This is a genomic window from Allobosea sp. Tri-44, from assembly GCF_004123845.1.
Taxonomy (GTDB): domain Bacteria; phylum Pseudomonadota; class Alphaproteobacteria; order Rhizobiales; family Beijerinckiaceae; genus Allobosea.
Genome location: NZ_NBDP01000005.1, coordinates 189,220 through 201,211, shown reverse-complemented (window position 1 = coordinate 201,211; position 11,992 = coordinate 189,220). Strand labels below are relative to the sequence as shown.

The following is an 11,992-nucleotide window of genomic DNA, read 5'->3' as shown; positions in this document are numbered from 1 at the left end:
GGCTTCAGGCATGATCGCGTGCTCCCTGCTCGCTCAACGTACCGTCCATTTGGTCTGACGCGGGTTAATTTCAGCTTGTGCCGATGCAGGGCCGCATCGGGTACTCCGGTCTTCCACCAACAAAAAAGCCCCGCCCTTTCGGGCGGGGCTCCTCAGGACCGGCAAAGCCGACCTTGGCTGACGGATCAGCCGCCGTCGTGGGTGAGGATGTCGCGATCCTTGGTCTCGGGCACGAAGAGCATGCCGATGACGAAGGTCATCATCGCGATCACGATCGGGTACCAGAGGCCGTAGAAGATGTCGCCGGTGCCGGCCACCATGGCGAAGGAGGTCGCCGGCAGCAGGCCGCCGAACCAGCCATTGCCGATATGGTAGGGCAGCGACATGCCGGTGTAGCGGATGCGGGTCGGGAAGAGCTCGACCAGCGCCGCCGCGATCGGGCCGTAGACCATGGTCACGTAGATCACGAGCACGGTCAGGATCGCGATGATGGTCAGCGACTGCGCGCCGAACAACGCATTGAGGAAGCCGGTCTTGACGATGCGGGCATCGCCTGGCGCCGGATAGCCGGCCGCGATCGCTTCCTTGCCGATATTGGCGGCGAAGGTGGCGTCGATCGCGACGTCCTTGCCGTTGACCGTGACCTTGGCAGGCGTGCCGGCGGGAGCCGGGGCCTGGGTGTAGACGATCGCCTGCGTCGCCAGCGTGCGGCGGGCGACATCGCAAGGCTGGGTGAAGGTGCGCACGCCGACCGGATCGAAGACCGAGCCGCAGGTGGCGGGGTCGGCGACGACCTGGACCTTGACGTTGGCGTGTGCCGCGGCGAGGCCGGGATTGGCCGCCTTGGTGAGCGCGCCGAACAGCGGGAAATAGGTCAGCGCCGCGATCAGGCAGCCGGCCAGGATGATCGGCTTGCGGCCGATCCTGTCGGACAGCGAACCGAAGACGATGAAGCCGCCGGTGCCGAGGATGAGCGACCAGGCGATCAGCACGTTGGCGGTGTAGAGATCGACCTTCAGGATGCTCTGGATGAAGAACAGGGCGTAGAACTGGCCAGTGTACCAGACGACGGCCTGGCCGGCGGTGAGCCCGAACAGCGCCAGCAGCGCGATCTTGGCGTTCTTCCACTGGCCGAAGGCTTCCGACAGCGGCGCCTTCGAGCCGGTGCCCTCTTCCTTCATCTTCTGGAAGGCCGGCGATTCCTGCATCTGGAGCCGGATGTAGACCGAGATTCCGAGCAGGATGATCGAGGCCAGGAACGGAATGCGCCAGCCCCAGGCGGCGAAATCTGCCTCGCCCATGGTGGTGCGGATGCCGAGGATGACGATCAGCGACAGCAGCAGGCCGAGCGTCGCCGTGGTCTGGATGAAGGAGGTGTAGAAGCCGCGCCGTCCCGGAGGAGCGTGCTCGGCGACATAGACCGCCGCGCCGCCATATTCGCCGCCGAGCGCGAGGCCCTGCAGCATGCGGAGCGCGATCAGGATCACCGGGGCGATCCAGCCGATCGTGTTGTAGCCTGGAAGGAGGCCGACCAGGAAGGTCGAGGCGCCCATGATCAGGATGGTGACGAGGAAGGTGTATTTGCGGCCGATCAGGTCACCGAGCCGGCCGAAGAACAGCGCGCCGAACGGACGCACCAGGAAGCCGGCGGCGAAGGCGAGCAGCGCAAAGATCGCGCGGGTATTCGGGTCGAAGGCCGAGAAGAAATGCGCGCCGATCATCACGGCGAGCGAACCGTAGAGGTAGAAATCGTACCATTCGAAGACCGTGCCCAGCGAGGAGGCCAGAATGACCTTCTTTTGCTCTCTGGTCATCGGTTGTGGCCCTGCGGCCGCCGATGCATGTGCCATGCTCATGAAGCGCTCCCGTTTTTCGTTCCCCCGGCGCCACAGACCATCTGCTGCGCCCTCGTGCCGCCTGTCCGGCGGTTCTTCGCTTGGAGCCGGCGCGAGGGCCGACTCAGGACAAAAGGCCTTGGAAAAGCCAAGTTTGATCGGCTACGAATGCGGCCGACCCCGGCAATCTTCAACCGAGCACTTGGTCTTGCACCGAAAGGCGTAAGACGAAGGATTGAGCGCTCGGCGGAGGCGATCCACCTCCATATCTTGTCGCGACTCGCCTTGCCTGCTCCGAGTCGTTAACCTCTCCATAACCATGCCGGCCTCGAGCCGACAGGCTGCGTTAGAGGGGAGTTGGTCGCATGAGAGTTCTCTCTGGAGTGGCTCTGCTCGCCGCATTCGCAGGATTCTGCGTCGTGGCATCCCCTGCTACGGCCGCGCCGGGTTTCGGCGCAGCACCCTCGGCCGGCATATCCGGCTCAGCTCCGCGGTTTGCGCCGATGCGGCCGATGGCGCGGCCCGGTCACGCCCATCGCCGCCATGCTGGCATCTATGGTGGTGGCTATCCCGGCTTCTATGGCTGGCCCGGCGGCCAGCAGACCGTGATCGTGTTCCCGGAAGCCAGCGAGCCGCCGCCAGTGAAGGAGCCGTCGGTGCCCGTCGCGATCGGCATCCCGCGACCGCCAGCCGCCGATCCGGTGCTGTACCGGATCGAAACGCGCAACGGGCGCCCGGTGGTGCGGGTGATGCGTTTCGCCAGCGACGGCCGGGTGGCGCGCCGCTGAGCTTCAGCCGCGCCGGGTCGCGGCGTAGAGCGCGATCGCAGTCGCGTTCGAGACGTTGAGGCTCTTGATCGCGCCTGGCATATCGAGCCTGGCGAGCTGGTCGCAAAGTTCGCGCGAGCGCTGGCGCAGGCCCTTGCCCTCGGCGCCCATCACCAGGACGAGCGGGCGGCGCAAGGTGACCTCGTCGAGCGAGACGTCCCCTTCCGAATCGAAGCCGAGCCGCAGGAAGCCGCGCTCGCCGAGCTTGTCGAGTGCATCGCCCAGATTCTTCACCGCGATCAGCGGCACGTGCTCGAGCGCGCCAGAGGCCGATTTGGCCAGGACGCCCGTCGCCGCCGGCGAATGGCGGATGGTGACGATCACGGCCGCGACCGCGAAGGCGGCGGCCGAGCGCAGGATCGCCCCGACATTGTGCGGGTCGGTGATCTGGTCGAGCGCCAGCACGATCGCATCGTCCGGCAGGCTGTCGAGATCGGGCGAGGGCAGGGGATCGCAGACGAGATAGAGCCCCTGATGCACCGAGTCGGGCGTCAGCAGCCGGTCGATCTGCGAAGGCCGGACCATTTCCGGCTCGATCGGCAATTCGCCGATCTCCTCGACCAGGCGCTTCAGCGCGTTCTCTGTGGCGAGCAGCTTGCGGAAGCGCCGCTGCGGATTGCGCAGCGCCTCGATCACGGGATGGGCGCCGTAGAGGATCGCTTCGTCGATCTCGCCGGGCCGATGTGGCGGCGGCCCCTCCCGATGCGGGCGGCCCTGGCGGCTCTGGAAACGGGTGCGGGACGGGGCGGGCATCATGGCTCCGGAAAGGTGACGCCATGCCCTGCCATGGCGCGGCCGACTTGGCCAGCCCGAAGGCCGGGACGAGGGATTTTGACCGGATTCATTGCAAGGAGACTATGCCGATGACGAAGACGAATGAACGCCTGTTCGTGGTGACCGGCGGCCCCGGCGCCGGCAAGACGACATTGCTTACCGCGCTGGCAGCCGCAGGTCACCGGGTTGCGCCGGAGGCGGGGCGGGCGATCATCCGCGATCAGCTCGCCATCGACGGGCCGGCCTTGCCCTGGCGCGACCGCGCTTTGTTCGCCGAGTTGATGCTGAGCTTCGACATGCGCTCCCAGGGTGAGGCCAAGGCGAGCCCGGCTGCGGTCTTCTTCGACCGCGGCATCCCCGACACCGTCGGCTATCTGCGGCTGTGCGGGCTCGAGGTGCCGGAGCATCTCGATCGGGCAGCCCGCGCCTTCCGCTATGCTCGCATCGTCTTTGCCGCGCCGCCCTGGCGCGAGATCTATGCGCAGGACGCCGAGCGCAAGCAGGATTTTGCCGAAGCCGAGCGCACCTATGACGCCGTTACAGCAGCCTATCGCGACCATGGCTACGAATTGGTCGAACTGCCGCGCGCCGATGTCGCGACCCGCACCGCCTTCGTGCTGGAGCGCGTGGCGTCGATACGGGTGTCACTTCCGGGCGGCAGCGATACGATCTAGGCTGAGATTCCTCACCGCGCTCGGGAGGCGTGTCATGGTGGAAAGTCCCGAAGCCGGCACGATGCGCTCGGGCCGGACGCTGAACCATCTGGTGCCCGGGCGCGATTGCGGCGACTGCGTCGCCTGTTGCGAAGTGCTGCGCATCGTCGATCCGGAGGTCGGCAAGCCGGCCGGCGTGATGTGCCGCCATAACACCGGCAAGGGCTGCGGCATCCATGCGATACGGCCGGATATCTGCCGCACCTGGTTCTGCCTGTGGCGACGCATCGATGCCATGCCGGACGAGGCGCGGCCGGATCGCAGCGGCGTGATCTTCTGTCTCGAGGGCGAGGAGGAACATCCGAATCCGTTCGCCCGCTTCTGCGTCGTGGCACGGCCCGTCGCCGGCTCGCGGGCGCTGCGCAGCGCCCTGGTCAGGCAGGTCGTCGCCATGTTCGCCCGTCAGGGGGAACTGCCGGTCTGGGTGCACCGCCATGGCGTGCGCAGCCTGATTCATCCGCCGCCGGATCTCGCCGATGCGATCGAGCGACCACAGGCGACGCCGTTCCAGGCCTTCGTCCCGGCTGCGCTCGCCTGGCGCAGGCGCCATCGCGCCATGTGGCCGCAGGGCTGAGCGGGATGCCAATGCGATTGCTTGTCGCGAGCATGTTCCGCAAAAGTGGAAACCACTTTTGCGATGAGAACATGCTCACTTTGTTGATTTTGCGCGAATTCTTTTCGTTCGACCGGAAGCGGTCGACCGGAAAGCGCGCCAGATGGCTTTTTGGCGTTGACAGCCGGCTGACCTCTCCTCATAAGTCCGCCCGCGCCTGCCGCCCTTCACAAAAGTGAAACAGGCGGTTGCGGCCGGCCTTCGGGTCAGCCTGCGGCAAGGCGGGGGAATGTCCCGAGCGGCAAAGGGGGCGGACTGTAAATCCGCTGGCTATGCCTTCGCAGGTTCGAGTCCTGCTTCCCCCACCACCTTGCCTTTTGAGCGTTGGTTTTTCTCAGTTCTTCGGCGCCATGCCCGCACCCGACGTCAGGTGCGAGAATAGACGTTCGCCTTTGCCCGGCGCGCTATCGCAGCGGCGGCGCGTAGAGCACGCCGCCCATGCTCCAGAGCTGGTTGAGGCCGCGCGGAATGGCGAGCTGCGAGCCGGTCCCGAGATTGCGCTCGTAGATCTCGGCATAGTTTCCGGTCGCCTTGACCGCCCGGATCGCCCAGGCGGCGTCGAGGCCGAGCGCCTTGCCGAAATCGCCTTCGGCGCCGGTGAAGCGGCGCACATCCGGTTTCTGCGACTTCAGCGCCTGGTCGACATTGGCGGCCGCAATGCCGAGCTCCTCGGCATTGACCAGCGCGAAGTTCACCCATTTCACCAGGTTGAACCAGGCGAAGTCGTCGCTGCGTACCACTGGGCCGAGCGGCTCCTTCGAGATCACATCCGGCAGCACCACCGCGTCGGCCGGCTTCGCCAGCTTGAGGCGCTCGCCATGCAGCGCCGACTGGTCGCGGGTCAGCACGTCGCATTGCCCGGACTGGAAGGCGGAAAGGGCCTCCGCCGCACCCGGAAAGGCCTTCTCCTCGTAGCTCATCGAGTTGGCCCGGAAGAAGTCGGCGAGGTTGAGCTGGGTGGTGGTGCCGGCCTCGACGCAGATCTTGGCCTTGTCGAGCGCCAGTGCCCCGTCGACGCCGAGTGCGCGCTTGGCCAGGAAGCCCTGGCCGTCATGGAAGGTGATGCCGGTGAAGGCGAGGCCGAGCTGCGCCTCGCGTGCGAGCGTCCAGGTCGAATTGCGCGCCAGCAGATCGACCTTGCCGCTCTTCAGCGCCTCGAAACGCTCGCTGGCCGAGAGCGGTGTGAAGGCGACCTTGCTCGCATCGCCGAGCACCGCCGCCGCGGTGGCGCGGCAGAAGTCGACGTCGAAACCGCGCCAGTTGCCCTGGGCATCCTTGTCCGAGAAGCCGGTCACGCCCTCGCTGACGCCGCATTGCAGCGTGCCGCGCTGCTTCACCGTATCGAGCGTCCCGGCGCTGGCCGGCGCTGCAGACAGGCTCGCCAGCACGCCGAGGGCTGCGAATCGGAGACTGCGTGAGCGAACCCGTGAGGCCTTCGACATGGCTCTCGTCTCCTTGCGGATATGGTCGTCGGGGAGGGCGGGGTTGGTCACAGCGTCGCCAGTCATAGCGTTGCCTTATGGCGGATGATGACCTTGGTCCCGACCGGGACGCGGTCGTAGAGATCGACGATGTCGCCATTGGCGAGCCGGAAGCAGCCCGACGAGATCGCCTGGCCGATCGTCTCGGGCTGGTTGGTGCCGTGGACGCGGAAGACGGTCGAGCCGAGATAAAGGGCACGCGCGCCCATCGGGTTGCCGGGACCACCGGCCATGAAGCGCGGCAGATAGGGCTGGCGTTGGATCATTTCCGGCGGCGGGCGCCAGTCCGGCCATTCGGCCTTGCGGCTGACCTGGACCTGGCCGGACCAGGTGAAGCCTTCGCGGCCGACGCCGATGCCGTAGCGCAGCGCCCGGCCATTGCCCTGGACGATGTAGAGGAAGCGCTCTCCCGAGTGGATCACGACGGTGCCCGGCGCCTCGTTCGAGCGAAACAGCACCATCTGGCGGGCATAGGGCCCGTCGCTGATGCTGACCTCCTCGGTCGAGACGCGGCCCGGCTCGTCGCCGATGTCCATCGTCTCCTGCAGCGCCGCGGGCGGGCGCGGCTGGGCGAGGGCGAGGCCGGGCAGGGCAAGCAGGCCGCAGGCCAGGAGACTGCGCAGAACGCTACGAGTGGTGCTCATCGCTCGTCTCCTCCGGTCAGCCGCAACGGGAATAGATGAAGGTGCCGTAGCGGCGGCTCGCATCCGGATCGACGAAGCGCATCACCAGCATCGACTTGCTGTGCGAGAGGATCTCGCGGTCCTGCGGATCGCCGGCCGGCGCCTCGAAGCCGACATAGGTCTTGCCGCCACCGGCCTTCAGCCGGAGCTCATAGGGCTTGGGGTCGTCGGCGACGTGCATCATCACCCCGTCATTCGGCCCGTTGCTGATCACATAGGGCTGCTTGCATTGCCCGCGCGCCTCCGCCTCGGTGCGCTTGCGGTCCTTGTCGGTGTGGAAGGAGGCGATGCCCCAGCGCCCGACCAGGGCGTCGCGCGAGATGCCGGCCGGAGCAGGGGCGCTCGCCGCGCTCCCGGCTGAAGACGACAGGCCTTCGCCACCGCCGCAGCCGGCCAGGAGAAGCGGCAGCAGCAGGCCACAGGCCGGGCCGCCGAGGCGCTTGGCGCTCGCAAGCTCCACATGTCTTGGTGTCATTGTCCCTCCAGGCGTGTCATCGGCGTCGATGCGAGTCGCGAAGTGGCCGGCACTCGGGCGCGGCAAGCTGCTTCCAGGGCTTTCAGGCGCAGCGTGCTGCGTCCGTCAGGCCGCAAGGGAACGGCTGGATTGGTCGACAGGACACCCGCAAATCGGATTGCGATCAACCCCTCATGGCTCAGAACGGTTACTCACCTGCGGGACGAAGACGCGAAGACACGGCGCCGATGAGAAAAACGGCGCAGATCGGACGGATCATGGGAGGGCCGATCAGCGCAGCAGCATCAGCAGCGCGAGCGTGCCCGCACCATGGATCAGCATCATCTGCCAGACAGGAACCGCGGCGAGGACCTCGGCTCTGAATGGACAGCGCAGATCGTCGAATTCGGACATGTCGCTTCCCCCAACGTCACGCTAGCGGCCCGCCATTCCGCCTTCACCCCCCATTTGGGGGGATTTTGTCGCAGTGGGCTCGAATTTCGCTCTTTCACCCCCAAATGGGGGCAGCCGCGCGGCGCGGCCACGCTAGGCTTGCCGTTAGGGAAGAGGGACTATGGGAATTGCACTTTTCAGCACGGCGGTGGCCGCGGCCGGCGCCTTGGCCTTCGGCACGCTCGCCGGAGGGGCGGCGCTCGGCGCGTTCACCGGCGCCGCGATCTGGCTCGGCCGACTGGCGTTGAGCGATACGTAAAATGCGCCTGCCTGCCGCCGTGCAGGTGGATGACGCCATCTTCTTTCCTGCGATGGGTTGACACCTACCGGCCGGATGCGGAATTTGGCGGCCCGGCGCGGGTGTAGCTCAATGGTAGAGCAGCAGCCTTCCAAGCTGAATACGAGGGTTCGATTCCCTCCACCCGCTCCAGCCCCCACATCGTTTCATGTTCGCCCCGCTTTGCTGCTGAGCTCCCCGGCTAGGAGCTGACGCGGCGGGCGCTGTGCTCGAGCGCGCCGATGCCGTTGACGAAGAGCCCGATCGTCTCTCGGGCGATGTGATCGACCGAGAGCGGCCCGGCCGGGTCATGCCAGCGGGCGATCCAGCTCAGCGCGCCCGCCGCCGCGAAGGCGAGCAGCTTGGGGTCGCAGGAGCGGATCGAGCCGTCGGCGATACCGGCCTCGATCAGCCCACGGAAGCGCTTGTCGATCTTGCCCTTGAGGGCGCGCAATTCCTTGCGGGTCTCGGCCGGCAGCGGGTCTTCGCCGACGAGGATGAGGCAGCGCCCGAAATCCTCGGTGACGATATGGGCGTATTCGGTCCAGAGCACGATCAGCCGGTCGAGGCCGCTGCCGCCGCTGCGCCTGGCTTCGGCCGAGGCGGCGGCGGCATCGAGCCGCTCAAGCCCGATGCGCACGCATTCGAACAGGATCTCGTCCTTGCTGCGCACATAGTGGTAGATCGTCGGCTTGGTGACGTTCAGGCGCTCGGCGACATCGTCGAGCGAGGTCCGGTGGAACCCCTGCTCGCTGAAGGCCTGCGCCGCGACGCGCAGCACGGCCTCGCGCTTCAGGGCACGCTCATGTTCGCGTTGCGCCGGCGTCTTCCAGAGGGCTGTCGCCATGGCCTGGCTCAGACCCGCTCGATCGCAAGCGCGATGCCCTGGCCGCCGCCGATGCACATCGTCACCAGCCCGTAGCGGCTGCCGGTGCGCTGCAGCTCATAAGCCGCCTTCAGGGTGATGATCGCGCCGGTCGCGCCGACCGGATGGCCGAGCGCGATCGCGCCGCCATTCGGATTGACCCTGGCCGGATCGAAGCCGAGCTCCTTGGCGACCGCACAGGCCTGGGCGGCGAAGGCTTCGTTCGACTCGATCACGTCAAAGTCGCCGAGCGACAGTCCGGTACGCTTGAGCAACGCCTGTACCGCCGGCACCGGACCGATGCCCATCACGCCCGGCTCGACGCCGGCATGGGCATAGCCGACGATCCGCGCCAGGATCGGCTTGCCCTCGCGGCCGGCGCGGCCTTCCTCCATCAGCACCATCGCGGCGGCGCCATCATTGATGCCCGAGGCGTTGCCGGGCGTGACCGTGCCGTCCTTCTTGAAGGTCGAGCGCAGGCCCTTCAGCGACTCCGCCGTCGTGCCGGGCTTGGGATGCTCGTCAGTGTCGAAGCTGATCGTGTCGCGGCCCTTGCGCGCCTCGACCGGCAGGATCTGCTCGCGGAAACGGCCGGCGGCAATCGCTTCAGCGGCGCGGCGCTGGCTCTCGGCGGCGAAGGCGTCCTGCGCCTCGCGGTCGATGCCGTAGCGCTCGGCGACGTTCTCGGCGGTGATGCCCATGATCCCGTTGCCGAACGGGTCGGTCAGGATGCCGGTCAGGTGGTCGGAGGCGACCGTGTCGCCCATGCGCTGGCCGAAGCGGGCGGTCGACAAGAGGTGCGGCGCGCGGCTCATCGTCTCGGCGCCGCCGGCGACGGCTGTGTCGCAATCGCCGAGCATGATCGCCTGGGCGGCCGAGACGATCGCCTGCACGCCCGAGCCGCAGAGCCGGTTCAGCGTCAGTGCCGGCACCTCGACCGGGATGCCGGCGTCGATCGCCGCGACACGTGCGAGATAGGCGTCCTTCGATTCGGTCAGGATGACGTTGCCGAAGACGACATGGCCGACCTCCGAGGCTGGCAGCTCGGCGCGGCGCAGCGCCTCTCCGACGCAGAGCGCGCCGAGCTGCGTCGGCGTATGGCCGGAGAGCGCCCCGCCGAAGGTTCCGATCGCGGTGCGTACGCCCGCGGTGATGACGACATGTCGGCTCATGAGATTGCTCCTTCAGGCTGGCTCGGCCTGCCGCTCGGGCCTGTACAGGGCCTCGATCTCGGCGGCGTATTTCTGCGCGATGTTGGCGCGGCGCACCTTCATCGTCGCGGTGACCTCGTCATCGTCATGGTCGAGCTCCTTGACGAGGAGGTGGAAGCGCTTGAGCTGCGCCACCGGCGCGAGCTGGCTGTTCGCCTGCTCGATCTCGGCGGCGACGAGCTCACGCACGCGCTCATGCTCGGCAAGGCTGCGGAAATGGGTGAAGGGGAGGCGGTTCTCCTCGGCCCATTTGCCGACGGTCTCGCCGTCGATCTGGATCAGCGCGGAGGGGTAGCGGCGTCCGTCGGCGACGACGATGCACTCCTTGATGAAGGCGCTGCCCTTGACCGTGTTCTCGATCTCCGAGGGGCTGAGGTTCTTGCCGCCGGCGGTGATCATGATGTCCTTGAGACGGTCGACGATCCTGACCTGGCCGGCCTCGATCACGGCAACGTCGCCGGTGTGGAGCCAGCCGTCGCGCAGCACGCCTTCCGTCGCCTCGGGATTGCCGAAATAGCCCTCGAAGACGATGTCGCCGCGCACCAGCAATTCGCCCTGATCGCCGAGCTTGGCCTCCGCGCCCGCCGCCGCTTCGCCGACTGAGCCTGGCAGCAGATGCTCAAGACGCTGCCCGGTCGCCATGCCGGAGGTCTCGGTCAGCCCGTAGACCTCGACCAGCGGCACGCCGAGCGTGCGGAAGAACTGCGCGATGCGCGGCGGGATCGGCGCCGCACCGGTGAGCGCGACCTTGGCTTTGCGCAGGCCGATGAAGTTCTGCAGGGCCCGGAAGATGACGAGGTGATAGAAGTCTGCGATCGTCTTCTCGCGCAGGCTGCGCGCGGCTTTCGGCTTGGTGGCGAAGGGCCCGCAGGCGGCAAGGCCCGCCTCGAACAGGGCCCGGCGCCAACCACCGGCCTCCATCAGCTTGATGTGGATCGAGGCGTGCAGCTTCTCCCAGATGCGGGGGACGCCGAGGAAGAGGGTCGGCGCGACCTCGCGCAGGTCTTCCTGCACGGTGCGGATCGACTCGCCGAAGGAGACGCAGGCGCCGGCATAGATCGGCGCCATCGTGCTCAGCATCTGCTCGGCGACATGGCAGAGCGGCAGGTAGGACAGGTTCGTCGTGGTGGCGTCATAGCCGAGCCGCTCGACGACACCGGCGGCCTGGGCGCGCATGTTGCGATAGCTCAGCATCGCGCCCTTGGGCTTGCCGGTCGAGCCGGAGGTGTAGACCATCAGGCCGATATCGGCCTGCGTCTGCGCGGCGAGGCAGGCCTCGACCAGCCCGGGATGCGCGGTCTCGTGCTCAGCGCCGAGGCGCAGCACCTCGGCGAAGGCGACGACCAGCTCGGAGGCATAGCCCCTCAATCCCTTGGGATCGATCACCACGATGCGCTTCAGCTGCGGCAGGTCCGCCAGCCGCTCCAGCACCTTGTCGGTCTGCTCCTGGTCCTCGCAGACCACGATCTCGACTTGCGCATGGCCCAGAACATAGGCGACCTCGTTTGCCGGACTCGTCGCATAGACGCCGATCGCGACCGCGCTGACCATGCCGGCGCCGAGCTGGGCGACGACCCATTCCGCGCGGTTCTCGGAGAGGATGCCGACATGCCCGCCTTCGGCGAGGCCGAGCGCGCGCAGTCCGAGGCCGAAATAGCGGGCGCGTCGGTCATACTCGGCCCAGTTGATCGGCAGCCAGATGCCGAAATCCTTCTGCCTGATCGCGATACGATCCTGCATCGTCCGGGCGTTCTCGCGCAGCATCTGCGGCAAAGTGAGGTCGGGAAGCTCGCGCATCGTCGCCAT

Annotated in this window: 13 protein-coding genes and 2 tRNA genes; 6 read left to right on the top strand and 9 right to left on the bottom strand. The window is 67.3% G+C overall.

The window, feature by feature from the left end:
- Positions 1 to 185: 185 nt before the first annotated feature.
- Positions 186 to 1,814: an MFS transporter gene (locus tag B6S44_RS05580; RefSeq protein ID WP_129155778.1), complete on the bottom strand. Its 1,629-nt coding sequence runs from the start codon at positions 1,812 to 1,814 to the stop codon at positions 186 to 188.
- A 440-nt stretch (positions 1,815 to 2,254) separates the two neighbouring features.
- Here B6S44_RS05580 and B6S44_RS05575 point away from each other — a divergent pair, with 440 nt between their 5' ends.
- Complete coding sequence (locus B6S44_RS05575) at positions 2,255 to 2,623, top strand: hypothetical protein (RefSeq protein WP_129155777.1); 369 nt, start codon at positions 2,255 to 2,257, stop codon at positions 2,621 to 2,623.
- A gap of 3 nt (positions 2,624 to 2,626) precedes the next feature.
- Here B6S44_RS05575 and rlmB read toward each other — a convergent pair whose 3' ends face one another.
- Positions 2,627 to 3,418 carry a 23S rRNA (guanosine(2251)-2'-O)-methyltransferase RlmB gene (gene rlmB, locus B6S44_RS05570; protein WP_129155776.1) on the bottom strand — a complete coding sequence of 264 codons (792 nt, stop codon included), beginning with the start codon at positions 3,416 to 3,418 and terminating at the stop codon, positions 2,627 to 2,629.
- 107 nt (positions 3,419 to 3,525) lie between these two features.
- Between rlmB and B6S44_RS05565 the strand changes: the two genes are divergently transcribed.
- The 3 genes from B6S44_RS05565 (at position 3,526) to B6S44_RS05550 (ending at position 5,070) form a co-directional block, all read left to right on the top strand.
- Positions 3,526 to 4,110 carry an AAA family ATPase gene (locus B6S44_RS05565; RefSeq protein WP_206735082.1) on the top strand — a complete coding sequence of 195 codons (585 nt, stop codon included), beginning with the start codon at positions 3,526 to 3,528 and terminating at the stop codon, positions 4,108 to 4,110.
- A 34-nt stretch (positions 4,111 to 4,144) separates the two neighbouring features.
- Complete coding sequence (locus tag B6S44_RS29260) at positions 4,145 to 4,723, top strand: YkgJ family cysteine cluster protein (RefSeq protein WP_164985731.1); 579 nt, start codon at positions 4,145 to 4,147, stop codon at positions 4,721 to 4,723.
- Between the two features lie 262 nt (positions 4,724 to 4,985).
- A tRNA-Tyr gene (locus B6S44_RS05550) sits at positions 4,986 to 5,070 on the top strand.
- Between the two features lie 96 nt (positions 5,071 to 5,166).
- Here B6S44_RS05550 and B6S44_RS05545 read toward each other — a convergent pair.
- The 4 genes from B6S44_RS05545 to B6S44_RS30025 form a co-directional block, all read right to left on the bottom strand.
- Entirely contained in the window at positions 5,167 to 6,204 is a 1,038-nt protein-coding gene (locus tag B6S44_RS05545) for an amino acid ABC transporter substrate-binding protein (RefSeq protein ID WP_129155772.1), read from the bottom strand.
- A 62-nt stretch (positions 6,205 to 6,266) separates the two neighbouring features.
- Positions 6,267 to 6,887, bottom strand: coding sequence for a L,D-transpeptidase (locus B6S44_RS05540; RefSeq protein WP_129155771.1), 621 nt, complete (start codon positions 6,885 to 6,887; stop codon positions 6,267 to 6,269).
- 16 nt (positions 6,888 to 6,903) lie between these two features.
- Positions 6,904 to 7,401 carry a hypothetical protein gene (locus B6S44_RS05535; RefSeq protein ID WP_248309459.1) on the bottom strand — a complete coding sequence of 166 codons (498 nt, stop codon included), beginning with the start codon at positions 7,399 to 7,401 and terminating at the stop codon, positions 6,904 to 6,906.
- A gap of 270 nt (positions 7,402 to 7,671) precedes the next feature.
- Positions 7,672 to 7,794 (bottom strand): hypothetical protein, encoded by a 123-nt coding sequence (locus tag B6S44_RS30025; RefSeq protein WP_282568168.1) that lies wholly within the window; start codon positions 7,792 to 7,794, stop codon positions 7,672 to 7,674.
- A gap of 160 nt (positions 7,795 to 7,954) precedes the next feature.
- On the opposite strand from B6S44_RS30025, the gene B6S44_RS29255 reads away from it, so the two are divergent.
- Positions 7,955 to 8,092 (top strand): hypothetical protein, encoded by a 138-nt coding sequence (locus B6S44_RS29255; protein ID WP_164547461.1) that lies wholly within the window; start codon positions 7,955 to 7,957, stop codon positions 8,090 to 8,092.
- 97 nt (positions 8,093 to 8,189) lie between these two features.
- Positions 8,190 to 8,263 (top strand) — tRNA-Gly (locus B6S44_RS05530).
- Positions 8,264 to 8,312: 49 nt separating this feature from the next.
- On the opposite strand, the gene B6S44_RS05525 is transcribed toward B6S44_RS05530, so the two are convergent.
- Genes B6S44_RS05525 through B6S44_RS05515 form a run of 3 tightly spaced genes read right to left on the bottom strand, consistent with a single transcriptional unit; the run spans position 8,313 to position 11,983 of the window.
- The gene (locus tag B6S44_RS05525; RefSeq protein WP_129155770.1) at positions 8,313 to 8,957 is read right to left on the bottom strand and encodes a TetR/AcrR family transcriptional regulator; all 645 of its coding nucleotides are present in this window, start codon (positions 8,955 to 8,957) and stop codon (positions 8,313 to 8,315) included.
- A gap of 8 nt (positions 8,958 to 8,965) precedes the next feature.
- Positions 8,966 to 10,147 (bottom strand): beta-ketothiolase BktB, encoded by a 1,182-nt coding sequence (bktB, locus tag B6S44_RS05520; RefSeq protein ID WP_129155769.1) that lies wholly within the window; start codon positions 10,145 to 10,147, stop codon positions 8,966 to 8,968.
- Positions 10,148 to 10,159: 12 nt separating this feature from the next.
- A complete protein-coding gene (locus tag B6S44_RS05515) occupies positions 10,160 to 11,983 on the bottom strand; it encodes an AMP-dependent synthetase/ligase (RefSeq protein ID WP_129155768.1) in 1,824 nt (607 codons plus the stop codon).
- Positions 11,984 to 11,992: the final 9 nt, after the last annotated feature.

Coding starts and splice junctions, on each gene's coding strand:
- B6S44_RS05580 (WP_129155778.1), bottom strand. CDS start 1,814: ATGACCAGAGAGCAAAAGAAGGTCATTCTGGCCTCCTCGCTGGGCACG.
- B6S44_RS05540 (WP_129155771.1), bottom strand. CDS start 6,887: ATGAGCACCACTCGTAGCGTTCTGCGCAGTCTCCTGGCCTGCGGCCTG.
- B6S44_RS30025 (WP_282568168.1), bottom strand. CDS start 7,794: ATGTCCGAATTCGACGATCTGCGCTGTCCATTCAGAGCCGAGGTCCTC.
- B6S44_RS05535 (WP_248309459.1), bottom strand. CDS start 7,401: ATGACACCAAGACATGTGGAGCTTGCGAGCGCCAAGCGCCTCGGCGGC.
- B6S44_RS29260 (WP_164985731.1), top strand. CDS start 4,145: ATGGTGGAAAGTCCCGAAGCCGGCACGATGCGCTCGGGCCGGACGCTG.
- B6S44_RS05545 (WP_129155772.1), bottom strand. CDS start 6,204: ATGTCGAAGGCCTCACGGGTTCGCTCACGCAGTCTCCGATTCGCAGCC.
- B6S44_RS05565 (WP_206735082.1), top strand. CDS start 3,526: ATGACGAAGACGAATGAACGCCTGTTCGTGGTGACCGGCGGCCCCGGC.
- B6S44_RS05515 (WP_129155768.1), bottom strand. CDS start 11,983: ATGCGCGAGCTTCCCGACCTCACTTTGCCGCAGATGCTGCGCGAGAAC.
- rlmB (WP_129155776.1), bottom strand. CDS start 3,418: ATGATGCCCGCCCCGTCCCGCACCCGTTTCCAGAGCCGCCAGGGCCGC.
- bktB (WP_129155769.1), bottom strand. CDS start 10,147: ATGAGCCGACATGTCGTCATCACCGCGGGCGTACGCACCGCGATCGGA.
- B6S44_RS29255 (WP_164547461.1), top strand. CDS start 7,955: ATGGGAATTGCACTTTTCAGCACGGCGGTGGCCGCGGCCGGCGCCTTG.
- B6S44_RS05525 (WP_129155770.1), bottom strand. CDS start 8,957: ATGGCGACAGCCCTCTGGAAGACGCCGGCGCAACGCGAACATGAGCGT.